General features: G+C 52.8%; 22 protein-coding genes. 14 read left to right on the forward strand and 8 right to left on the reverse strand.

All coding sequences use genetic code 11. The annotated features are described in order from the left end of the window. Window positions 1-61: 61 nt before the first annotated feature. The 5 genes from trpD to lexA all read left to right on the forward strand — a co-directional run bounded on the left by trpD (window position 62) and on the right by lexA (window position 4648). Entirely contained in the window at window positions 62-1099 is a 1038-nt protein-coding gene (gene trpD / locus PsW74_RS13405; protein WP_063288993.1) for an anthranilate phosphoribosyltransferase, read from the forward strand. 13 nt (window positions 1100-1112) lie between these two features. After that, a complete protein-coding gene (gene trpC / locus PsW74_RS13410; protein ID WP_063288994.1) occupies window positions 1113-1904 on the forward strand; it encodes an indole-3-glycerol phosphate synthase TrpC in 792 nt (263 codons plus the stop codon). Window positions 1905-1961: 57 nt separating this feature from the next. Then, window positions 1962-2465 (forward strand): cyclic pyranopterin monophosphate synthase MoaC, encoded by a 504-nt coding sequence (gene moaC / locus PsW74_RS13415; protein WP_057465509.1) that lies wholly within the window; start codon window positions 1962-1964, stop codon window positions 2463-2465. Continuing rightward, window positions 2462-3676: a gephyrin-like molybdotransferase Glp gene (gene glp / locus PsW74_RS13420; protein WP_063288995.1), complete on the forward strand. Its 1215-nt coding sequence runs from the start codon at window positions 2462-2464 to the stop codon at window positions 3674-3676. Before moaC ends, glp begins: the two co-directional genes overlap by 4 nt. Before the next feature lie 249 nt (window positions 3677-3925). Beyond that, window positions 3926-4648, forward strand: a complete 723-nt coding sequence (gene lexA, locus PsW74_RS13425; RefSeq protein WP_063288996.1) for a transcriptional repressor LexA — start codon at window positions 3926-3928, stop codon at window positions 4646-4648. On the opposite strand, the gene PsW74_RS13430 is transcribed toward lexA, so the two are convergent. Then, the gene (locus PsW74_RS13430; protein WP_063288997.1) at window positions 4544-7096 is read right to left on the reverse strand and encodes a ComEC/Rec2 family competence protein; all 2553 of its coding nucleotides are present in this window, start codon (window positions 7094-7096) and stop codon (window positions 4544-4546) included. The genes lexA and PsW74_RS13430 overlap by 105 nt on opposite strands. 125 nt (window positions 7097-7221) lie before the next feature. Between PsW74_RS13430 and gltX the strand changes: the two genes are divergently transcribed. From gltX to PsW74_RS13455, 5 genes are all read left to right on the forward strand, one after another. Next, window positions 7222-8646 (forward strand): glutamate--tRNA ligase, encoded by a 1425-nt coding sequence (gltX, locus tag PsW74_RS13435; protein ID WP_063288998.1) that lies wholly within the window; start codon window positions 7222-7224, stop codon window positions 8644-8646. A gap of 231 nt (window positions 8647-8877) precedes the next feature. Then, on the forward strand, window positions 8878-10170 hold the full coding sequence (gene gltA / locus PsW74_RS13440) for a citrate synthase (protein WP_057465514.1): 1293 nt from the start codon (window positions 8878-8880) through the stop codon (window positions 10168-10170). Between the two features lie 240 nt (window positions 10171-10410). Next, on the forward strand, window positions 10411-10863 hold the full coding sequence (locus PsW74_RS13445) for a hypothetical protein (protein WP_208987975.1): 453 nt from the start codon (window positions 10411-10413) through the stop codon (window positions 10861-10863). 189 nt (window positions 10864-11052) lie between these two features. Further along, entirely contained in the window at window positions 11053-11538 is a 486-nt protein-coding gene (locus PsW74_RS13450; protein WP_063289361.1) for a hypothetical protein, read from the forward strand. A 262-nt stretch (window positions 11539-11800) separates the two neighbouring features. Continuing rightward, the gene (locus tag PsW74_RS13455; protein WP_057465516.1) at window positions 11801-12286 is read left to right on the forward strand and encodes a hypothetical protein; all 486 of its coding nucleotides are present in this window, start codon (window positions 11801-11803) and stop codon (window positions 12284-12286) included. Here the strand turns inward: PsW74_RS13455 and PsW74_RS13460 are convergent, their stop codons facing one another. Further along, complete coding sequence (locus PsW74_RS13460; protein WP_063289362.1) at window positions 12287-12772, reverse strand: GNAT family N-acetyltransferase; 486 nt, start codon at window positions 12770-12772, stop codon at window positions 12287-12289. A gap of 318 nt (window positions 12773-13090) precedes the next feature. Between PsW74_RS13460 and PsW74_RS13465 the strand changes: the two genes are divergently transcribed. Genes PsW74_RS13465 through PsW74_RS13480 form a run of 4 tightly spaced genes read left to right on the forward strand, consistent with a single transcriptional unit; the run spans window position 13091 to window position 15032 of the window. Further along, entirely contained in the window at window positions 13091-13546 is a 456-nt protein-coding gene (locus PsW74_RS13465; RefSeq protein WP_063288999.1) for a hypothetical protein, read from the forward strand. A gap of 12 nt (window positions 13547-13558) precedes the next feature. Then, window positions 13559-14026 (forward strand): hypothetical protein, encoded by a 468-nt coding sequence (locus PsW74_RS13470; RefSeq protein WP_063289000.1) that lies wholly within the window; start codon window positions 13559-13561, stop codon window positions 14024-14026. A 46-nt stretch (window positions 14027-14072) separates the two neighbouring features. Beyond that, window positions 14073-14528, forward strand: a complete 456-nt coding sequence (locus PsW74_RS13475; RefSeq protein WP_063289001.1) for a hypothetical protein — start codon at window positions 14073-14075, stop codon at window positions 14526-14528. Window positions 14529-14582: 54 nt separating this feature from the next. Next, window positions 14583-15032 (forward strand): hypothetical protein, encoded by a 450-nt coding sequence (locus PsW74_RS13480; RefSeq protein ID WP_208981922.1) that lies wholly within the window; start codon window positions 14583-14585, stop codon window positions 15030-15032. A gap of 176 nt (window positions 15033-15208) precedes the next feature. Here PsW74_RS13480 and lpxB read toward each other — a convergent pair whose 3' ends face one another. The 6 genes from lpxB to bamA form a co-directional block, all read right to left on the reverse strand. Then, window positions 15209-16405, reverse strand: coding sequence for a lipid-A-disaccharide synthase (gene lpxB, locus PsW74_RS13485; protein WP_063289003.1), 1197 nt, complete (start codon window positions 16403-16405; stop codon window positions 15209-15211). Between the two features lie 3 nt (window positions 16406-16408). Beyond that, window positions 16409-17278 (reverse strand): UDP-2,3-diacylglucosamine diphosphatase LpxI, encoded by an 870-nt coding sequence (gene lpxI, locus PsW74_RS13490; protein ID WP_063289004.1) that lies wholly within the window; start codon window positions 17276-17278, stop codon window positions 16409-16411. 17 nt (window positions 17279-17295) lie between these two features. Further along, window positions 17296-18096: an acyl-ACP--UDP-N-acetylglucosamine O-acyltransferase gene (gene lpxA / locus PsW74_RS13495; RefSeq protein WP_063289005.1), complete on the reverse strand. Its 801-nt coding sequence runs from the start codon at window positions 18094-18096 to the stop codon at window positions 17296-17298. Between the two features lie 8 nt (window positions 18097-18104). Beyond that, window positions 18105-18581 carry a 3-hydroxyacyl-ACP dehydratase FabZ gene (gene fabZ / locus PsW74_RS13500; RefSeq protein ID WP_063289006.1) on the reverse strand — a complete coding sequence of 159 codons (477 nt, stop codon included), beginning with the start codon at window positions 18579-18581 and terminating at the stop codon, window positions 18105-18107. Between the two features lie 123 nt (window positions 18582-18704). Then, window positions 18705-19769, reverse strand: a complete 1065-nt coding sequence (lpxD, locus tag PsW74_RS13505; RefSeq protein WP_063289007.1) for a UDP-3-O-(3-hydroxymyristoyl)glucosamine N-acyltransferase — start codon at window positions 19767-19769, stop codon at window positions 18705-18707. 65 nt (window positions 19770-19834) lie between these two features. Next, window positions 19835-22192: an outer membrane protein assembly factor BamA gene (bamA, locus tag PsW74_RS13510; protein ID WP_063289008.1), complete on the reverse strand. Its 2358-nt coding sequence runs from the start codon at window positions 22190-22192 to the stop codon at window positions 19835-19837. Between the last annotated feature and the right edge of the window lie 169 nt (window positions 22193-22361).

The following is a 22361-nucleotide window of genomic DNA, read 5'->3' on the forward strand; positions in this document are numbered from 1 at the left end:
TCTAATAGTTAGCCCTTGTGTATGCTAAGGAATTACCTGAGAGATTGAGGGGGTTTTCGCCGTGAGCAATTTGAAAAATCTCATTGGAATTGTCGCTGACGGAAACACGTTGGACCGATCTCAGGCCCGCGAGGCCTTCGAAATCATCATGTCAGGCGCTGCAACTCCCGCACAGATCGGTGGCTTCCTCATGGCCCTGCGCTTGCGCGGCGAAACCATCGACGAAATTTCCGCAGCTGTAGAAACCATGCGCGCCAAGATGATCCCGGTGAAAGCACCAGGTCACGCTATCGACATTGTTGGCACAGGTGGTGACGCATCCGGCTCCTATAACATTTCAACCTGCACAGCCATTGTTGTAGCAGGCTGTGGCGTAACCGTTGCAAAACATGGCAATCGGTCCCTGTCCTCCAAATCCGGCTCAGCAGAAGCACTTGCTGAGCTTGGCATCAATCTAGATCTGGATGCGAACGGCATCAGCCATTGCATTCATGAGGCCGGTATCGGCTTCATGTTTGCGCCAAATCACCACAAGGTCATGCGCCATGTCGGCCCTGCCCGCATTGAGCTGGGCACCAGAACAATCTTCAACCTGCTAGGCCCGCTCGCCAATCCGGCAGGAGCAAAGCGCCAGATGACAGGCGTATTCGCACAGCAATGGGTTGAACCACTCGCCAACACCCTTCAGGAAATGGGCACCGAAAAAGCCTGGATCGTCAACGGCTCCGATGGAATGGACGAAATCACCACCACCGGAACCACCTTTGTCGCCGAACTGAAGAACGGAAACATCAACACCTTCACAGTGTCTCCTGAAGAGGCGGGCCTGCCGCTTGCAAAAACAGAAGATCTGAAAGGCGGCGATCCAAAAGAAAACGCTCAGGCATTACGCGAAGTGCTACAAGGAGCAAAAAACGCTTACAGGGATATCGTCCTGCTCAACTCAGCTGCCTCCCTTATCGTCGCAGATAAGGTCTCCACCCTCACTGAGGGTGTCCAGATGGCTGCGCAGGCGATTGACCAAGGTGCGGCCCTTTCCCGACTGGACAAACTTGTTGAAGCCTCCGACGCTGCAACAGCTGCCAATATGAAACTCTAAGACCACGGATCCCATGTCAGATATCCTTAAGAAAATCGAAGCTTACAAACGTGAAGAAATTGCTGCTGCCAAAGCGCAAACTTCATTGGCTGATCTGAATGAGGCGATTAAAGCAGCAACACCAACACGCGGCTTTGCAGATGCCTTGAAAGCCAAGCATGCGAACGGTGAATACGCCCTGATCGCAGAGGTTAAAAAAGCAAGTCCATCCAAGGGATTGATCCGCGCTGACTTCAACCCGCCCGCACTCGCCAAAGCCTATGAAAACGGTGGGGCAGCATGCTTGTCCGTATTGACGGACACACCATCCTTTCAGGGCAAACCAGATTTTCTTGTAGCAGCTCGCGCTGAAGTCTCTCTGCCAGTTCTGCGCAAAGATTTCCTTTATGACACCTATCAGGTTCATGAAGCACGCGCATGGGGCGCTGACTGTATTTTGATCATTATGGCAGCTGTTGACGACCATCTGGCCAAAGAGTTGGAAGACGCCGCCTTTGAACTGGGCATGGATGCGCTTATCGAAGTTCATGACGAAGCTGAGTTGGAACGCGCACTGAAGCTCTCCTCTCCGCTTGTTGGCATCAACAATCGCAATCTAAAAACCTTCGAGACATCTCTGGAAACCAGCGAGCGGCTCGCACCACTGATCCCGCAAGATCGAATCATCGTTGGCGAGAGCGGCCTGTTCACTCCGGAAGACCTCTCCCGAATGGAAAACTCCGGCATCTCCACCTTCCTCATCGGCGAAAGCCTGATGCGTCAGGAAGATGTGGAAACCGCAACCAAAGCTTTGCTTAAACGCTAAAAATCAACTGCTTGGCAAAAGCAGACACCTGAACAAACTGTGTCCAGAGGCAAGAAAATGTCAGAACTTTCTCCAAAACTCACTCACTTAGATGACAGCGGTGCGGCTCATATGGTCGACATTTCGGAGAAAGAGGTTACCTCACGCATTGCCCGAGCAGGCGGTCAGGTAAAAATGCAGCCTGAAACTCTGGACATGATCCTTTCAGGTAACGCCAAGAAAGGCGACGTGCTCGCAACGGCGCGCATTGCTGGCATCATGGCGGCCAAGAGAACTCACGAGCTGATCCCTCTCTGTCATCCTCTGGCGCTTTCCAAGGTTCAGGTGGACTTCACACCCAACCCTGAACTGCCAGGAATTGAGATCGAAGTCTTTGCAAAAGTGTCCGGCCAGACCGGTATCGAGATGGAAGCACTTACAGCTGCCTCCGTTGCCTGCCTGACAATTTACGATATGGCAAAAGCCGTTGATCGCTCTATGGAGATCGGTGAAATCCGGTTGCTGGAGAAGAAGGGCGGCAAGTCCGGTCACTATCTGGCTGAGGAGGATAACTCCCAATGAACTTGATCAGTATTGAAGAAGCGCTGGACCGCCTCCTGAAAGATGTGAATCCGACCGGTACCGAGCAGCTTCCACTACTTGAAGCCGGAGAACGCATTCTGGCAGAAGATGTTGCTGCAACACGAACGCAGCCTCCATTTTCCGCCTCAGCAATGGATGGATATGCCGTCAAAGCTGCTGATACGGTCGATCCAGAGACTGCTTTGAAGGTCATTGGAGAAGTCGCTGCCGGGCATAACTTCGATGGCACGTTGCAAGCCGGAGAAGCTCTGCGCATCTTTACAGGTGCACCTGTTCCAGCAGGCGTTGACGCGATTTTGATGCAGGAAAACGCCCGCCGTGACGGGGATAACCTGTTTTGCGAGGAAGCCGTTTCTGTTGGTAAGTTCATCCGCCCAGCAGGCCTCGACTTCAAAGAAGGCCAGACCCTCCTGAAGGCAGGAGCTCCACTCGGCTTCCGTGAATTGTCTCTTGCAGGCGCTATGAACCACGCAACCTTGCCAGCGCGCAAAAAGCCAGTCGTTGCGATCCTCGCAAATGGTGATGAACTCGTCGAGCCAGGTCAGATACCAGGTCCGAATCAAATCATAGCGTCCAATCAGGTCGGCATCGCAGAATTCGTCAGAAACTGTGGCGGAACGCCAATGATGCTGGGCATTGCACCAGACCAGCCTGAGGAAATCACGGCACGCGTGAAACAGGCTATTGAAGCAAAAGCCGATGTACTGGTGACACTCGGCGGTGCCTCTGTGGGCGACCACGATCTCATTCAGGACGTACTGGGCGCTGAAGGCATGGAGCTAGGCTTCTGGCGCATCGCCATGCGCCCGGGCAAGCCCCTCATGGCCGGAGCCCTTGGCCCCATGAAAGTCCTCGGCCTTCCTGGCAATCCAGTCTCCAGCCTTGTATGCGCACTCCTCTTCCTTGGCCCGCTTCTGGATAAGATGCTAGGCCGCACGGTCTCTGTGACAAATCAAGGCGTTACCAAAGCCACATTGGCGGCTGATTTGCCTGCAAATGATATGCGTCAGGACTATCTGCGCGCCAGTCTGAGTACAGACGAACACGGAGATCTGATTACAACACCGTTTGGCAAACAGGACTCTTCCATGCTTGCCTTGCTGACAAAAGCAGATGCCCTGATCATTCGCCCACCACACGCACCGGCTGCAAAGGCAGGTGAAAAAGTGGACCTGCTCAAGCTAGGCTAAATCCTGGCATCACAAGTGGGCAACCCCTGCCCACTCACCCATCAGAAACCAAATCCCCCAGTTCTAGCAGGGCTTAACCTCAACAAACCCATTGCAGAACACAATGAGAACAGGTAGAGTACGTTCGTGTTTTGTCCTTCCAATCGCAGAAGTTGAAGTCTTTCAGCTTCTTGGAATTACAAAACTGCGATTGGTCAGGAATGGCCGCTCACTTTCAATCAGCGCCTTAGGAGCGAACGGGGATAAAAGATGCTTACACAGAAGCAACACGAGCTTTTGATGTTCATCCATCAACGCTTGAAGGAAGCCGGTGTTCCGCCCTCCTTCGATGAGATGAAGGACGCGCTGGACCTCCGTTCCAAATCCGGCATTCACCGGCTGATCACAGCTCTGGAAGAGCGCGGCTTCATTCGCCGTTTGCCGAACAGAGCTCGTGCGCTGGAAATCCTCAAACTGCCAGACTCAATTTCTCCGGGCCTGAAGCCTGCCGCCAAGGAAAAAGGCTTTGCACCTGAGGTGATTGAGGGCTCCCTGAGCAAGAAAGTAGCAACGCCGCCACCTCCACGCGCCACATCACCAGACGAAGTGCCGACGCTGGAAATCCCGGTCATGGGCCGCATTGCTGCGGGTGTACCAATCGAAGCAATCCAGACACAAAGCCATACCATCGCAATGCCGGCTGATCTGATGGGGCGTGGTGAGCATTATGCGCTGGAAGTTAAAGGCGACTCCATGATCGATGCCGGTATCTTCGATGGGGATACCGTGTTGATCAAACGAGGTGACACGGCTGATAACGGCGAGATCGTTGTGGCGTTGATTGATGAAGAAGAAGCAACCTTGAAGCGCCTGCGCAAAAAAGGCGCCTCAGTCGCGCTGGAAGCGGCCAACCCCGCCTACGAAACTCGCATCTTCGGCCCGGGTCGCGTCCACGTTCAAGGCAAGATGATTGCGCTCTTCCGCCGCTATTAAATCATTGGTTGCCTGAGGCAATTTCGGATTCCAAGGCCTGCGCTGAGCATGATATGCCCAGCGCACTTTTTTTATTCTTTCCCCGCCCTTAGCGCCAGCTGAGAGCCAGATGTAAGCTGAACCTCGTTCTCCGAAAATCTTCTGGTCGATAACCAGCTCAGCCCGGCAAGCCGGAGGCGCCTGAACCTGTGTGATGACGATGGTGGCAAGATGGCAGTCAGCCTCCAAAACATCAACTGCTTTGGACTGCGCCAGCAGGATAGGTTCTGAACTTACCCTCTCTCCCTCCGCAGGCTGCTGAGGGAATATCTCAATCACACAGCCGCGCTCATCACAGGACCGATCTGAAGCCCTCACCTTGTGCTGCTTGAACGAACCCGCTGAACCCCCACCAGCGCGCAACAGGCTGTCAGCAGCAAACGACATACGCGAGGACGTCAGTCGAAACGCACCATCCTGCCCATAATAAGCAATGTGCTTGCCCGCATCCGCAATCATCAGATCAGGCGCCTTGCCACCGGCAAACATCAGGACACTCACCGTAAATGCCGGAAGTGAAAGCCATTTCAGGCGCAGCGGCATCACACACAGCACGACAATCGCTAGGATCACGAGCAGATACCCTGGAGCACTGGCAACCCCGAGACTGGTCAGCCCCTCACTGAGTGAGCTCACCCAGTAGGCAGCTTTCAGCACCAGCGCCAACCCAGCCTCCATCCCTTGCAGAAAGAACGCATCCGCACCAAACGGGATCGCCAGCAGGCTCAATAACCCAAGGGGCATAACCACAAAAGTCACCAATGGCATAGCAAGGATATTCCCCAGAACTCCATAAGGCGCAACCTGCTCAAAATGCATCGCCGCAACTGGCCCCGTGGCAGCACCTGCAATCAACGAGGTCAACGCACAAGCTAGAATCCACTTTAAGCTTACACGACTAACCTTATGAAACCATGAGACATTCCGTCTGCGCGAACTATCTCGATCACCGAGCAACCAATCCTTCCCAAGCATATAGGCTGAGAGCAAGGCGAGCACTGCAATGAAGGACATCTGAAACCCGGGAGCCAGAACTTCCTCCGGCCTCAGGCTTAAAAGAACAAGGCAAGCCAGCGCCAGACCACGCAGACTGAAGGCCCGCCGACCAAGCAGACCCGCGCATAAAATCATCGCCGCCATCAAAAAAGCCCGCTGCGTTGCCACAGAAGCTCCTGACAAACCAAGATAAACAATCGCCGCAATCAGTGCTGCCACGCTGGCATAAACGTGAATATGTCCTTTCAGCGCAAGCGACTGGCTGAGGGATAGGATCAGGCGGGCACCAAGGAAGACCAGAGAGGTCACAAGGCCCATATGCATACCGGAAATAGCAAGGACATGAGCAAGTCCGGCGTTGCGTAACGCATCCTTGTCAGCGGTGGCAAGGTAGTCTCGCTTGCCCACCAGAAGCGCAACAGCAAATGCACTTTCCGGGCTGTTATCCAACACCCGCCGGATCCGCTGTGCTATCCCACTACGCACACGCTCCACCCCTTGCAGAAAACTTGTGCCCTCTACGTGTGCCACAACAACCGGCTTGGAAAGCGCATAGCCAACCGCACCAATCCCACTGAAAAACGCAGTGCGGGCAAAGTCATACCCACCGGGGCGCACCGCACCTCCCGGCGGCAATAACCGAGCCTTCAGCTGCATCCTGTCCCCCATCACGGGTGCCTCTTTCATCCCCTTGATGCTGATCCGGATGCGATAAGAAAGAGGAGTTACGCCCTTCTGTGAAAGTGCTTTTACATCTGCAAAAATGACGGAGTAAGCCCCTTTGCCAGAATGCTTCAAACCAGCAATCACTCCCTCCACTTTGCGTGTAACCGGGCGCTCCAGCGGGTCACCGCGCGCATACTCCACGCGCAAATCCGCAAGGAAGAACCCGGCTGTAAAGAACAAAAGCGCGGTCAGTCCAACCGTCAATCTCCCAACTCTCCAACGACGAAAAGCAAATAATCCCAATAAGATAAAAGGAGTTCCGCTTAAAACACTATAAGGCTCCGCAGGGAGTGAGAAATAAACCAGCACCCCAGCCAGATGACAGATCGCATACCAGAGAATGCCATGTCCCTTGTTCCAATCCTGCACGAGAGCAGAGCGGGTATAAGTCATAACAGCTGACCAATCCGGCTTCAGCATAAAACGCAGCAGTCTAAGCAACCCCAGCTTAACCTCAAGAAACCCAACGCGCTGTTTTTCCTCCGTAAAATTCGTGCTTGCGTTGCTATGTGCGTTTTTTGCGTTGGTTTGCGTTTTTGTGCGTTGCTGTGTTGCTCGCCCAGTAAGCGCCGTATCTGCTTCAAACGGCGCAGAAGAAAACTTATCCTCCTCAAGGCAACGCTCGCCTATTCTGGGAGCACAGCCACCAGATTGCGTCTTGTCTGAGGATGATTGCCCCTCGCGCACCCTTAAGTCCCTTTCTGCCACTTGGGAACTTTTCAATGCTATGGTACACAGACCGCAGAGGTACGGCGCCCCGCCGTAATTACCCCAAACTATTCGAAGTAACTTGAAACTTTTCCGGAACACCTATGACTAAACCTGTTGTGACGCGCTTTGCGCCTTCTCCTACTGGCTACCTGCATATTGGCGGCGCCCGTACAGCCCTGTTCAACTGGCTTCTGGCAAAACACAGCGGCGGTAAAATGCTGCTGCGTATCGAAGACACCGATCGCTCCCGCTCCACCGAGGAAGCCGTAGATGCGCTGCTGGACGGTCTGTCCTGGCTGGGCATGGACTGGGACGGCGAGCCGATCTCCCAGTATGGCCGCGTTGAGCGCCACCGCGAAGTTGCTGAGCAGATGGTCAAGGACGGCACTGCGTACTACTGCTACTGCTCCCCGGAAGAAGTGAACGAGATGCGCGAGAAGGCCCGCGCAGAAGGTCGCCCGCCGCGCTATGACGGCACCTGGCGTGATCGTGCCCCATCTGAAGCACCAGAAGGCATCGCCCCTGCCATTCGCCTGAAAGCACCGCTCGAAGGTGACACCATCGTGGAAGATCAGGTTCAGGGCACCGTCAAGTTCGCCAACAAGGATCTGGACGACCTGATCCTCGTGCGTTCTGATGGCAACCCAACCTACATGCTGGCTGTTGTGGTAGACGATCATGACATGGGCGTCACCCACATCGTTCGTGGCGATGACCACCTGACCAACGCAGCACGCCAGTCCCTGATCTATAAGGCCCTGAACTGGGATGTCCCGGTCATGGCGCACATTCCGTTGATCTACGGACCAGATGGCGCAAAGCTCTCCAAGCGCCACGGCGCAGTAGGTGCAGAAGCGTACCGGGCTATGGGCTACTTGCCATCCGCCATGCGCAACTATCTGGCACGCCTCGGCTGGTCCCACGGCGATGACGAGATCTTCTCTACCGATCAGATGATCGAGTGGTTCGGTCTGGATGCTGTAGGCAAATCCCCGTCCCGTTTCGACTTCAAGAAGCTGGAAAACCTGAACGCTCACTACATGCGCTCAGAAAGCGATGAGGAGCTGCTCGGTCACTTCCTCACCTATCTGATGGACGTGGAAGGCGGCGCAGACGTCATGGCGTGGATTGCAGGCGATGGAAACCAGGACAAACTGGTTGAAGCTCTGCCTGGCCTGAAAGAGCGCGCAAAGACCCTTGTCGAACTGCAGGAATCTGCACGTTACCTCTGGGTTCAGCGGCCGCTGGATCTGGATGCAAAGGCTGAAAAGATCCTCTCTGACGAGGCACGTGCTGTTCTTGGCAAGGTTCTGGTTGCTCTGGAAGCACTGGACGAGTGGACCGTGGAAAGCACCGAGACTGCCGTTAAGGCAGTTGCGGAAGCAGAAGAGCTGAAACTCGGTAAAGTTGCTCAGCCATTGCGCGCTGCACTCACTGGTCGTGGCACATCCCCAGGCATCTTTGACGTGCTCAAAGTGCTCGGAAAAGACGAATCTTGCGCACGCATTCGTGATCTTTCAGCTTAATTCGCTGAATTCTAAAAGAAACTACCGCTGCAAATACTAGTCATTCGTAGCGGTAGTTACACTTATAGCTAAAAGCATTGGTTGCGGGCGCTTGCCCCATCGCGGCAAATGATATAGGCAGTTCCACGACAACACTCTCCTCCGGGCGGAAACGTCAGATCATGCAGTGTATTCATTTGTACACAAATGAAGCAAGTCGCATGAGGAGATACAAAATGGGGGTTGCCTGATATGAGCGACAAAACAGCGAAACTGACTATTGGAGACAACAGCTGGGACTTTAACGTCCACTCTGGCTCCATGGGCCCTGATGTTCTGGACATCGGTTCGCTTTATAAGCAAACTGATCACTTCACACTGGACCCTGGTTTCACATCAACTGCCTCATGCGAATCCAAGATCACTTACATCGACGGTGACGCAGGCGTTCTGCTTTACCGCGGTTACCCGATTGAACAGCTCGCCGAACACGGCGACTTTTTGGAAAGCTGCTATCTGCTGCTGTACGGCGAACTGCCAACACGCGCAGAGAAGGACGATTTTGTTCATCGTGTAACCTACCACACCATGATCCATGATCAGATGAGCTCTTTCTTCAAGGGTTATCGTCGTGACGCCCACCCAATGGCAGTCATGACCGGTACCGTTGGAGCTCTCTCTTCCTTCTATCATGACAGCACCGACATCTCTGATCCACACCTGCGCATGGTTGCATCCCTGCGCATGATCGCAAAGATGCCGACCATTGCTGCAATGGCCTACAAATATCACGTTGGCCAGCCATTCGTTTACCCAAGAAACGATCTGGACTACGCATCCAACTTCCTGCACATGTGCTTCGCAGTTCCATGTGAGGAATATAAAGTAAATCCGGTTCTGGCACGCGCCATGGACCGTATCTTCATCCTGCACGCTGACCACGAGCAGAATGCTTCCACATCCACCGTACGTCTTGCTGGTTCTTCAGGCGCAAACCCATTTGCATGTATTGCAGCTGGTATTGCATGTCTGTGGGGTCCATCTCATGGCGGTGCGAATGAGGCAGCTCTGAACATGCTCTCCGAAATCGGTTCTGTTGACCGTATTCCTGAGTATGTAGCACGTGCAAAAGACAAGAATGATCCGTTCCGCCTCATGGGCTTCGGTCACCGCGTCTACAAAAACTACGACCCACGCGCGCGCATCATGCAGAAAACCTGTCATGAAGTGCTTGCAGAGTTGGGCCACCAGGACGATCCGCTTCTTGAAGTGGCAATGGAACTGGAAAAAGTTGCTCTCACCGATCCTTACTTCGTTGAGAAGAAGCTTTATCCAAACATTGACTTCTACTCCGGCATCACCCTGCGTGCTCTGGGCTTCCCAACCACCATGTTCACCGTGCTCTTCGCACTGGCTCGTACAGTAGGTTGGATCGCACAGTGGAAGGAAATGATTGAAGATCCTTCCCAACGTATCGGTCGTCCACGCCAGCTGTACACCGGCTATTCCGAGCGTGATTATCAGCCAATCGACCAGCGCCGCTAAAAACATTCTCCGAAAAACGGATACCGGTTTTCGGGAAGTGTAGCGAAGCTGCTTGAGCTGATAGACAGACTTCAGAAAAAGGAGGCATTTTGCCTCCTTTTTTATTTGAATAGCGCCCATTGCGTTCAACACACGCAAACCATGAGGCGGCTTAATCCTGTTCATGCCTCACCACATCCCTATCCTTGATGTTTGACCAAGGGCCCGGCACTGCCACTGGCATCAGAAAAGGATGTATTGATGCGTCTCGTCCCCCTCCCTGTTTTTGCAGCTTTCACGATCCTCTCTGCTGGTCTGGCAAGCTATTCCTTAGCAAACACCGACACCACACAAGCCTCCAGAGACGTTGTCTTTTCAAACCTGAGCATGCAGGACGGCACATCAGACAATTCCATCTGCGTTGAGCGTTATGGTGACGGGTACACAGTCTCCCCCTCCAAGGAAGCCCCCAAGCGCACCTATATCAGCGATAAGGGGCACACGGTAACGCTGGTCGATACAAACGAGATCCTGGGACACGGCATTTTTGCAGAGCACGACCGGTTCATGATGACGTTTCCCGGCAATAAAGAGGAAGAGATCGAGGTCACTCAGTTCGTAACCGGCCTGATTGGCGGAGACCATTACAGCGGCGTGTTCACAGACGGTACATGCACCGGCAAGGTCTTTGTTGGCCCGCTGAAACTGCAGTAAAGCCCGCTCACCACCGTTCCATTGAACTGACACAGACAGAGACAGATATTCTGAGAGGTTCCCCAAACCGAAATGGTCCGGTGCAAAAGGCACGTCCGGTTCATCGTCCAACAGCATTTCGCAGCCGCACCAATCCTGACCGATCAGGCACAAGAGATGGGACGCAACAGGTTTAAAACGAGAGAAAGCATGCGAGTTAAAAAGCTGAAGCAGTCCGGTGTTGTTCTCCTCATCACCTTTGGACTGCTAGGGCCAGCCAGCAGTCAGATCGTCAATCGCGTCAATAAGGCCAATCCGTTTTCCGACATGAAGCGCGCGCTTCCAACACGGCAAGTCTTAATTGACAACCTGACAGTCCTGACTGATGCCGTGGGAATTGAGTTTTGCGAGGGACGTTATGGCAAAGGCGGCACCATTTTTCCTGACCAAAACGGGAAACAAGGGCAGTTTATCAGCAAGATGAACGACAAAGTCTCCCTCTACGATCGCAGTGAGTGGCGTCAGGATGGCATTTATGCAGAACACTCAAAACTGCTGATCACCTTCCACAATGCCCCGGACGTAGAGGTCGAGGTGACTGCCTTCATCACCGGCTTCGTCAACTCCAAGATGTTCAGCGGCGTCTTCTCTGATGGCGTCTGTAGCGGGCACTTCTCCATCGTAGCCGCCAATTGATCCCGCAAAACGCTGCTTCGAGAAATTGATTAAATCCGGACAATCGCGCGAAACACATTCTTCATCCTAAAGAAAATCAAATTGAACCCAGAGCATTTACATTAACGCAGCAGGACTATTCTTTGCGGGTCGTAAGGCCTGAACAGCAACGAGTGGAAGCTCCCCATGAAGAAGATTTTCTGTGCAGCAACAAGCCTCAGTCCTGTCGCCGACAGATCCGGGACGAGAGGTCAGGCACAGCAGGTTTGAAATGGGAGTAGACATGCGCCTTACAAAACTGAAACAGTCCGGTGTAGCTCTCATCCTCACCATTGGGATGCTGGGGCAAGCCAATGCTCAGATCACCCACCGCGACAACCGGGGCAATCCCTTCACAGACCTGAAACGCCTGTCTGTATCACGGCAAATCGCCATCCAGAACCTGACAGTCCTGACAGATGCAGTTGGGGTCGAGTTCTGTAAAGAGCGCTATGGCAACGGATACACTGTCTACCCCGATCCAAACGGACGGCGCGGACAATTTGTCAGCGACAAAGGACACAAATTCTCCCTCTACGCCCGCAGTGAGCTTCGCGGTGACGGCATTTATGCCGAACACTCACAAGTCCTCATCACCTTCCCCAATGATCCAGATGAAGAAGTCGAGAACACCCAGTTCATAACCGGCTTCGTGAACTCAAAAATCTTCACCGGCGTCTTCTCAGATGGCATCTGCTCCGGAAGGTTCTCTGTCGTCGGCGTCAAATGATCATTTCTGGACAGGTGCAGTTGCCTCAGTCAGATCAAAACATTTACTGACAGAACTCTCGTTGGTCTTATAGGTGCGAAAGCCAACCGCCTCATAATAACCCAGTCCCTCCGGGTTGGAGGCACCAATCGTGGCATCAATCTTCTCAAGGCCGGCTTGTCTGGCAACATCAAGCGTTGCAGCAAACAAGGCCCGCCCGACACCGCGGCGCCCTGCACTCGGGCGCACATGGGTGCCGATCATGCCCCAACCCGGCGTCACACCATAAGTGTTGCCCTCTGATGCCCGTTTCAGGATCTGCAACCCAAGCAGGGTCCCGTCCACATCTTCAACCACAGAACAGCGGATATTATCTGCATGAGCAATGTACTGAGAGATCACATAGGTCTCATCACTCGGCAAACTGCGCTTTCCCAACGCAGCAAGTTCCTGCAAAAAACTGCTGATTTCTTCAACATCGACCAGAACCGCGTCTCTGACTTTCATAAAAACCTCAAAATCTGTAGCTGGCCTGCGCCCCATGCTCATACCAAACACAGCAGGCGAAAACCCACGATGCATCAATGCAATGAAGAGCATAACCTATCACAAGCCCCGGATTTTCCAGCCCCTGCACTGCGTAAATCTTCAGTTTTCACGGATGTTTATGCGTAGTGCATTAGAAACTGGCTAAATCCAGCAGTATCCCCAAAACTCATTCTTCATCCTAAAGAAAATCGAAGCTCAGCAAAAACATCTACGTTAACGCAGCAGGACTACTCTTTGCGCGGTTTTAAGCCTGAAAAATAACAAGTGGTGGCACCCATGAAGAAATTTCTCTGTGCAGCAGCAAGCCTTGGCGCAATTGCCTATGTCAGCAGCACGGCTCTGGCAGACGATCACAGTCTGGGCAGTGACAATGAATCCGTCACATTCTCCGAGCTGACATTGGCAGACGGCACGCCTGACGACGGCACCTGCGCAAAACGCTACGGGACAGGTTACAAAACCGCAGACCATCCCGACACATCTTCACCAAACGCTCAAAAGACGACGACAGAAGGCCACGACATCATCATCTCCTCCACCGGAGGCACCATTGGGGATGGCATCCTGTCCATCGAAAACGAGTACGAGATCATCTTCCCCAATGACGAACACAAAGAAACAATTGATGTGAAGATGTTCGCAACCGGCCTGATTGGCAGCGGAACAGCCTCAGGCGTGTTCTCGGATGGCACGTGCCGCGGCAAGGTCACCATTCAATCTGCCCAGCAGTAGGACCCGAGCCCGATGAAAGCCGCCCTTTGCACAGCCATATCCCTGACGGCCCTGACGCTCACAAGCATCAGTGCAGACGCGATGAGCCTGCGATTGGGGCGCGGCGACAAGTTTTCCGCATTCACCGACCTGTCACTGGTGGACGGAAGTCCGGACAACGGGATCTGCGCGAAAAGATATGCCAATGGCTTCACGGTTAAGAAACATCCAGGCTCCCTCGCAGAGCATCGCAATTTCATCACCTATGAGGGGCATGAGATCAAAATGATCCATATAGGCGGCAGTTTGGAAAGTGGCCTGTACTCAGTGGAGAATGAATACATCATCACCTTCCCGCAGGACATACAAAGCAAACCTGTCAACTTTCAGCTGATGGCAACAGGGATCACAGGCGAAACGCAAGCGACTGGGGTCTTCTCTGACGGGACGTGTCGCGGCTCTACAGTGATGACACTGCTGAAGAAAACACAACAGCAATGATACAACACCGCGTCATACCACCCAACGATACGGGACGGATAAAACAATGAAAACACTGCTCCTGACCACAATCGCCTTCACAGCACTGGCCATCAACAGCACCGCTGCTCTGGCCGTCGCACAAAGGCTGGGGCCCGGCGATAAAACAATCACCTTCTCCAATCTCTCCATGACAGACGGCAGTCCAGATGATGGAACCTGCGAAAAGCGCTACGGTGAAGGCTTCACAACCAAGGACCATCCGGATTCTACCAACGACACACTCAAACGCGGCACGGACAAAGGCCATGACATTCTGGTCATCGCCATCGGTGGCAGCGTCAGCGGGGGCATCTTCTCAATCGAGAACGAGTACGAGATCATTTTCCCGGGAGATGAAACCAAAACACCTGTTGATGTGGAACTCGCTGCAACAGGTCTGGTCGGCACTCAGGAAGCGTCCGGCGTTTTCTCCGACGGCACCTGCCGCGGAACACTGCACATCAAGGTATTGGAACCATAAGTGTAATGATACGGGCCATCTCAACTCACCAATAATGACGTAATGGAGCGAACGTTGAAAATACTCTTCCTGGCCACTTTCAACGCACTGGCGCTGATCATCGCAAGCACCTCTGCACAAGCGATAATCGAGAAGCTGCATTTCAATGACAACATAATCACCTTCTCCAATGTCTCTATGATCAATGGAAGCGCGCCAGACGACATCTGTTTGAAACGATACGGTGAGGAGTTAGCAACAAGAGATCACCCCGACTCTACAAAGTTTTCCATCAAACGTATGACCGACAAAGGCCATGACATCACAGTAGCTTCACGAAGCATCAATGTGACCGAAGGCATCTTTTCCATCGAAAGCCGATATGAAGTTCTCTTTCCAGATGACGACAGCCAAACACCCGTTCACCTAACCATAACGACGACCGGACTGATCGGAGACAAAGAAGCGACTGGACTGTTCTCAGATGGCACCTGCAGAGGGGCCATCAAGGTCAAAAATAAATAAATTGATTAATACACTCGAGAAAAACTAGATAAGCCGTTCGAGGTGTACTCTTTCACTGCATTAAACAAGCACTGAGGAGAACACCCTGCGCTTAAAGCATCACTTTAAGCGCAACTCCAAATGACTCTTGGTTTTCAAAGAGCTACACCCATTTAATGAATCACTTTCAAAAGCACCTAAGCTGAAACTCCAGCCGTTTCCAAAATGATCCGGGCAGCCTTGCCTGCCTGGCTTTCCCCTTCAGGCAAACGCATCTTTTCATCAATACGAGAGAACGCGTCCAGCTGCGCCCGCCGCTCTGCACTGTCAGACAGCAGCGCAAGTACAGCCTGACTGAGCACTTCAGGATCCGCTTCGTCTTCAATATATTCCTTGATGCTGTGATCCCCAAGCACAAGGTTGGGCAGCACAATGGTGTCCACCGCAACAATCTTGACGAACCGATTGATCTGCTTCAAACGGCGGAAGAACCAGTCCAGCTTGTAAGCTATAACCATAGGCACACCAGCAATCGCCAGCTCTAAAGACACAGTACCGCTGGCCGCAAGCGCTGCATTTGCCTGTCGCAAAGCCGCAAACTTTTCAGCTTCACCCGTCACAATACGCGGCTGCACCTTCCAGGAAACCACACCATCACGAATGCGCTGCTCCTGATGAGGCACTGCTGGAATGATCACATCCACATCCGGATCTTGCGCGCAAACCAGCTCAACAGCCTGACCAAACGGCTCCAGCAACCGCGAAACCTCGCTGGTTCGGGAGCCCGGAAGCACCACCAACTGCTTTCTGCCTGTCCCGAGCTCTGCACGCTCCCCCGGAGCAGGACGCAAATCCGCAAGCCGTTCAATCAACGGATGTCCCACATAATCACAGGGCGGTCCACCAAGGCGCTTGTGAGCCTCAGGCTCAAACGGCAACAGAGCAAGCAGCTGATCCACATAAGCGGCCATCTTCTTCGCACGTCCCGGACGCCACGCCCACACAGACGGGCTTACATAGTCCACCACTCGGATATGAGGCGCTTTTTTGCGCACGCGCTTTGCCACATTGTGAGTGAAATCCGGAGAGTCGATGATCAGCAGTAAATCAGGTTGCTCGGCAATAACCGCATCAACAGTTTGATGTACACGGCGAATAATCGTCGGCAAACGTTCCAACACCGCCGTAATGCCCATCACAGCAATATCATGCAGCGGAAAGATCGACTGCACACCTTGAGCCGCCATGCGCTCACCGCCCAGACCACAGGCTTGCAGACGATCACCAATCGAAGCCCGCAGAGCTTTTATGACTTCCGCGCCGAGCTGATCACCTGATTCCTCGCCAACAACAAAGAAAACCTTGAAGGGTTTGACAGCTTCCAAATCGCTCATACCTTAGCGCTCACCAGATTCAAAATCTTCATCACGTGTGCAGCCATAAAGGAAAACACCCAGCTCATCGCAAAGGCGCTCAACCTCATCACGATGAGCAACCAGCACACGCCCAGCCTCAACACACACACCTTTTAACTGCGCGTCAGAAGCTTTTTGTATGGTTTCTGGCCCAACGGTCGGCATATCAAGGCGCAAGTCCTGTTGCGGCTTAGAACACTTTACAAGCACACCTGCAGCCCCTTTGGACCGGACACGGCCATTAGCACGCAACCCAGCAACACGCTCAAGCATGGCATCCGTGCCTTCAGCCCCCTCAACAGCAACAACACGTGCACCCACAGCAACAGCACCCTGCCCGATATCCAATCGGCCCACAGCATCCACCGCCTCAATGGCAAGCTTCATATCACTCAGAGCCTTGGCATCCGGCTTTGGCCCTGCCACGTGGCCTGGGCTAGCAACCAACCCCGGAGCAACTTCATGAGCACCAACCACGTGCAAACCCTCTCGTTCAAATATCCCGGCTACTTTAACCAGCAAATGATCATCACCACCAACAACAGCCTTGATGATACGCGGCAAACGCCAAATCGTTCCAAAATCACCGAGGATTGATGTGAAATCAGGCCGCTTCCGCACAGCACCGATCAACACCACATCCTGAACACCGTTAGATTTCAACGTTGAGAACAGTTTGCCGATCTGCCCCCAGCCAAGTTCAACGGGATTAAACGCAGAAAGGGAGGCATCTGCCTCCCCCTTGATTGCGATGGTCACCACATCGCGACCTTGTTCCATAGCGGACCGAATGACCAGACCGGGCAGATCGCCGCCGCCAGCAATCACAGCAATAGGTGCCTGTTTCACCATGAATTCAAAACAGACCCTTATTCACCGGTGTTGCGCGGCGTACAGAACCGGCGCTTTTCATCTTCCAGCATGAACGACGTCATCGTCTGCACACCTTCAAACTCAGCGTACTTGGTCCGCGCAATCTCAGCACGAGCACGCAACGTACCCTCTTCACTGTTGAAGACTTCCTTATACGCACCGCGCAGGGCGTGGATTTCTTCGCGAGAGAAGTTGCGGCGCTTCAAACCAATCAGGTTCAGGCCTGCAAGACGCGCACGATCACCAATCACAGATCCATAAGGGATCACATCAAACTCAACACCAGTCAGACCGCCAATGATGGAATGAGCACCCACACGGCACCACTGACGTACAGCAGACAGGCCGCCAAAGATCACATGATCTTCAACTTCAACATGCCCGGCAAGCGTCGCGTTGTTGGCAAGAATAACGTTGTTTCCCACAATGCAATCATGCCCGACATGAGTACCCATCATGAACAGGCCGCCATTCCCAACACGCGTCACACCACCACCGCCGGCAGTGCCAGGGTTCATGGTGGAGTGCTCGCGGATCTGATTGTCTTCACCGATTTCCAGTAGCGTATCTTCACCGGAAAACTTCAGATCCTGAGGCTGATGCCCCAAGCTGGCAAACGGGTAGACCTTCGACCGGGCGCCGATCGTTGTCCGTCCAGCGATCACCACATGGGAAACAAGCTCTACATCATCGCCAAGGGTTACCTTGGGACCCACCATGCAGTAAGGACCGATCTTGACATTCTCTCCAAGTACGGCCCCATCCTCGATAATCGCGGCGGGATGAATCTGTTGCATCAATGACCTCAATTCGCCTCGTCAGAATCGACAAGCATTGCGCTGATTTCCGCTTCAGCAACCTTCTGCCCGTCTACCATTGCAACACCTTCAAACTTCCAGATGGTCGCGCGGTTGCGGACTTTTTTCACGTGAAAGTGCACCTGATCACCAGGAACCACAGGCTTGCGGAACTTACACTTATCAATGGTCATGAAGTAAACCAGAGAAGGCACATCTTTCTTTTCACGACCATGGACGCAAAGCGCACCAGCAGTCTGAGCCATTGCTTCGATAAGCAACACACCTGGCATTACAGGCTGGCTTGGAAAATGCCCCTGAAAATGTGGCTCATTGATGGTTACATTCTTAATACCAACACCTGAGTTGTCGCCGTCCATATCAACGATACGGTCAATCATCAAAAACGGATAACGATGGGGCAAAAGCTCCATAACCCGCATGATATCAGCGCTTTCAAGTGTTCTGGTCTCTACATCACTCATAATAATGCCTCAGCAATATCGGTTTGACTGGCATATGTCTCACTTGGAGCATCTGAGGATACGCCCTCCTCATTCACCAGCCAATCTAGTTAACTATCGGGATCAGATCCCGGGTCTAATCTGTTATTTCTTGCCGCCTTGAGCGGTCAGGCGGCGAAGCGCCGTCATTTCCTTGAACCACTCACGGATCGGCCGTGCCGGTACACCACCATAACGCCCACCTGGCGCCAGATCGTCGTGTACAGCACTCACGCCAGCAACTTGCGCGCCCATTCCAATGCGAACGTGCCCGGAAACACCGGTCTGTCCACCAAGAACCACATAATCCTCAAGGCTGGAACTTCCAGAAATCCCTACCTGAGAAACAATAACGCAATGTTTGCCGATATTAACGTTGTGACCAACCTGAACCTGATTATCAATCTTGGTTCCATCACCCACAGTCGTATCACGGTTTGCACCGCGGTCTATACAGGAGCCAGCGCCAATTTCAACATCATTTCCTAGCACAACTCGGCCCAGCTGGGGAACCTTGATATGTCCACCTGGCCCCATCGCAAACCCAAAGCCATCCTGCCCTATGCTAACGTTTGGGTGAATAATGACACGATCACCAAGCACTGCGTGCTGCAAACTGGAATTTGCTCCAATAGAGCAGTTCTCGCCCAGCTGACAATTGGCAGCGATCACTGCATTGGGACCAACACGAGATCCAGCCCCAATCACCGCATGCGCGCCAATGACAGCACCAACTTCAACAACAACACCTTCACCCAGCTGCGCGCTCTCATCAACAAAAGCACGCGCACTGACAGACGCCTCGCTGGTTACCGGAAGTGGCCGCATTGCGGTCGGGTAAAGCTCAGCCAAAACTTTCGCCAGTGAGCGGTACGGCTCCTTGGCGAGCAAAGGCACAACGCCCTCGGGCACCTTGTCGACATGCTTTTTGCTCACGAGACAAGCTGTTGCCTTCGTGCTCTCAAGCTGATCCAGATATTTCGGATTATCGATAAACACAAGCGTTCCGGGAACGCCTTCATCCAGAGGAGCAACACCAGTAATGGCAAGTTCACTATCACCACGAACAATCTCCGCCCCAGCCCATTCAGCTACTTGTTTCACTGTTATTGATCGAGCTTCAGGGAAGAAAACCGGGCTAACTTCAGATTGATTTGATGGTTCTGTCATAGGATCCTACAAAAAAACGGCCGCCGAGGGTATCGGCGACCGATTATAATCAAATTTTCACTAGATCAGAAGCGTGTACCACCACTGAGCTTGAATACCTGCGTTTCATCAACATCGTTTTTGAGCACAGGCCAAGCAAAGTCAGCACGCAGCGGCCCAAACGGCGACTGCCACAACACCCCAACACCAACAGAAGCACGAAGATCGAAGTCTTCAGATTGGATACCGCTTCCGATTACAGAAGACAGTTCGCTATCCACACCCCAGAGAGAACCCGCATCAGCGAAGACTGCGCCCGACAATCCAAGTTCTTCAGGGAAGACTGGGAATGGGAACTGGCCTTCAACAGTACCTGCAACGTAGTATTTACCACCCAAGGCATCGCCACCGTTTTCATCACGAGGGCCATAACCATTGGTCGCAAAACCACGAATTCTGTCAGGTGAACCCTGGAACTGATCAGTTACACGCAGACGGTTACCGATAGATTCGATGTAACCGGCAGAACCCTTCACAAAGCCAACAAGACCCCATTCAGCGTAGAGCTCTTCAAATGCGCTACCCTTAAACTGACCACGAACATACTGAGACTCTCCGCCGAGACCCGCAACTTCCTGCTCGTAGGAAGCAACATAACCGTCACGTGGGTTCAGGTTGTTGTCCAGAGTATTGTAGACGAGCGAGAAGCCCGCAAGTGAAGTCGTGTACTGCCCAAGGGAGTCACAGACACCCAAAGACACACCAGGTTCACAATCGCTAATGCCAGTAGAGTCACTACGTGTCAGATCGCGCTGGTAAAGCTTGTAGAACAGGTTAAGCGTCAGTTCGTCTTCGCGAAGCGGAAGGCCGAAGTTAATCGCACCACCAGTTGTCTGCTCTTCATAAGCACGGGAGCTGTTCTGATCGTATACGCGGCGGTACACATCCAGACCTGCAGAGATACGGCGACCCATGAAGAACGGCTCAACGAATTTGAACTCATACTTCTGGTTATCGGTACCACCACCAACAGCAGCTTTAACGTATTGACCGCGACCAAGAAAGTTGCGCTCAGTGATGGAGATATCACCAATCACACCGTCAGAGGTGGAGTAACCCACACCGAATGAAACTTCACCGGTTGGCTGCTCTTCAACATCCACATTGATGATCACACGGTCAGGAGCACTGCCCTGCTGACGCGTAATACGCACATTCTGGAAATAACGCGTGTTGCGCAGACGACGCTCAGCCTTATCCAGAAGGATACGGTTGTAAGCATCACCTTCAGCGAGATCGAATTCGCGGCGGATCACGTACTCACGTGTGCGGTCGTTACCACGAACGTTGATACGCTCAACATAAACGCGTGGACCTTCTTCGATCAGATAAGTGATCGAGACTGTCTTGTTCTCATAATCACGCTCACCACGAGGGCGAACCTGAGCAAACGCGTAGCCTGCCTTGGATACTTCCAGCGTCAGAGCTTCGAGCGTCTTTTCAACTTCTAAAGAGTTGTAGGTATCACCAGACTGAGTGCGCAGATACTGGCGCATCGCCTCTGGATCAACAGCAGACAAGGACGTATCGATTTCGATATCGCCGAACTCGTACTGCTCACCTTCATCAACAGTGAACGTCACGTAGAAGATGTTTTGCTCACGGTCCAGATCTGCAACAGCAGAAACAACGCGGAAGTCAGCGTAACCCTTCTGGTAGTAGAACTGACGCAAAGATTCTTCATCTACATCGAGACGGTCAGGATCATAAACATCAGTTGTACGCAACCAGCCGAGGAAGCCACTTTCGCGGGTCTGGATCTGCTCACGCAGGTAGCCGTCAGAGAAGGCTTGGTTACCGATGAAGGAAATACGGGCAACACCCGTCTTATCCCCTTCTTCGATTTCAAAAACCAGATCCACACGGTTATTAGCGCGCTCAATAATCTTCGGCTCAACAGACGCACGATAGCGACCGGAGCGACGATAAGCTTCCAGAAGGTTCTGAGCATCAGACTGAACACGCGCACGTGTCAGCATGGACCGCTCAGAAGAACGAACGACTGATTGCAGAGCTTCGTCTTTCAGTCGCTTGTTACCCTCAAAGGAGATTTTGCCGATAACTGGATTTTCTTTAACATCAACAACAAGAGTGCCGCCGCGTTGCTCGATGGAAACATCAGCAAACAGACCGGTCGCATAAAGCGTGGTCAGGCTCTCGTCGATATCAATTGCAGAAAACGATTTCCCTGGACGGATAGTCAGGTAGTTGCGAACTGTTTCGCTTTCGATGCGCGTTGCACCGTTAACGACAATCTTGTTAACCACCGCGGCCTCAGCAACCCCTGTTCCGATAAACGGAACCCCAACCGGAGCAACTGTAGTAGTAGCTGCAACGGCCATTGCCAAAAGCGACACACGTGACAGGTTCTTAAATGACTGCATAGAACTGCTATGCCTTTTATTTTCAGCCTAAAGTTGCATTAGTCCCCTGATCGTCAGATCACTAATGCGCCTCAGGGTAATGGATAGAATCTGAAACACCTAGGAACTTTGTACAAGGTTTTCAGAGTAAAGCAAGGCGACACAACTGGATTTAATGCAATTTGCCCAA

The organism is Pseudovibrio sp. W74 (assembly GCF_001623085.1).
Taxonomy (GTDB): domain Bacteria; phylum Pseudomonadota; class Alphaproteobacteria; order Rhizobiales; family Stappiaceae; genus Pseudovibrio.

What these genes read in the sequence shown, in the direction of transcription:
- trpC (WP_063288994.1), top strand. Translation starts at nt 1,113, where the DNA reads ATGTCAGATATCCTTAAGAAAATCGAAGCTTACAAACGTGAAGAAATT.
- moaC (WP_057465509.1), top strand. Translation starts at nt 1,962, where the DNA reads ATGTCAGAACTTTCTCCAAAACTCACTCACTTAGATGACAGCGGTGCG.
- glp (WP_063288995.1), top strand. Translation starts at nt 2,462, where the DNA reads ATGAACTTGATCAGTATTGAAGAAGCGCTGGACCGCCTCCTGAAAGAT.
- lexA (WP_063288996.1), top strand. Translation starts at nt 3,926, where the DNA reads ATGCTTACACAGAAGCAACACGAGCTTTTGATGTTCATCCATCAACGC.
- gltX (WP_063288998.1), top strand. Translation starts at nt 7,222, where the DNA reads ATGACTAAACCTGTTGTGACGCGCTTTGCGCCTTCTCCTACTGGCTAC.
- gltA (WP_057465514.1), top strand. Translation starts at nt 8,878, where the DNA reads ATGAGCGACAAAACAGCGAAACTGACTATTGGAGACAACAGCTGGGAC.
- PsW74_RS13445 (WP_208987975.1), top strand. Translation starts at nt 10,411, where the DNA reads ATGCGTCTCGTCCCCCTCCCTGTTTTTGCAGCTTTCACGATCCTCTCT.
- PsW74_RS13450 (WP_063289361.1), top strand. Translation starts at nt 11,053, where the DNA reads ATGCGAGTTAAAAAGCTGAAGCAGTCCGGTGTTGTTCTCCTCATCACC.
- PsW74_RS13455 (WP_057465516.1), top strand. Translation starts at nt 11,801, where the DNA reads ATGCGCCTTACAAAACTGAAACAGTCCGGTGTAGCTCTCATCCTCACC.
- PsW74_RS13460 (WP_063289362.1), bottom strand. Translation starts at nt 12,772, where the DNA reads ATGAAAGTCAGAGACGCGGTTCTGGTCGATGTTGAAGAAATCAGCAGT.
- PsW74_RS13465 (WP_063288999.1), top strand. Translation starts at nt 13,091, where the DNA reads ATGAAGAAATTTCTCTGTGCAGCAGCAAGCCTTGGCGCAATTGCCTAT.
- PsW74_RS13470 (WP_063289000.1), top strand. Translation starts at nt 13,559, where the DNA reads ATGAAAGCCGCCCTTTGCACAGCCATATCCCTGACGGCCCTGACGCTC.
- PsW74_RS13475 (WP_063289001.1), top strand. Translation starts at nt 14,073, where the DNA reads ATGAAAACACTGCTCCTGACCACAATCGCCTTCACAGCACTGGCCATC.
- lpxB (WP_063289003.1), bottom strand. Translation starts at nt 16,405, where the DNA reads ATGAGCGATTTGGAAGCTGTCAAACCCTTCAAGGTTTTCTTTGTTGTT.
- lpxI (WP_063289004.1), bottom strand. Translation starts at nt 17,278, where the DNA reads ATGGTGAAACAGGCACCTATTGCTGTGATTGCTGGCGGCGGCGATCTG.
- lpxA (WP_063289005.1), bottom strand. Translation starts at nt 18,096, where the DNA reads ATGCAACAGATTCATCCCGCCGCGATTATCGAGGATGGGGCCGTACTT.
- fabZ (WP_063289006.1), bottom strand. Translation starts at nt 18,581, where the DNA reads ATGAGTGATGTAGAGACCAGAACACTTGAAAGCGCTGATATCATGCGG.
- lpxD (WP_063289007.1), bottom strand. Translation starts at nt 19,769, where the DNA reads ATGACAGAACCATCAAATCAATCTGAAGTTAGCCCGGTTTTCTTCCCT.
- bamA (WP_063289008.1), bottom strand. Translation starts at nt 22,192, where the DNA reads ATGCAGTCATTTAAGAACCTGTCACGTGTGTCGCTTTTGGCAATGGCC.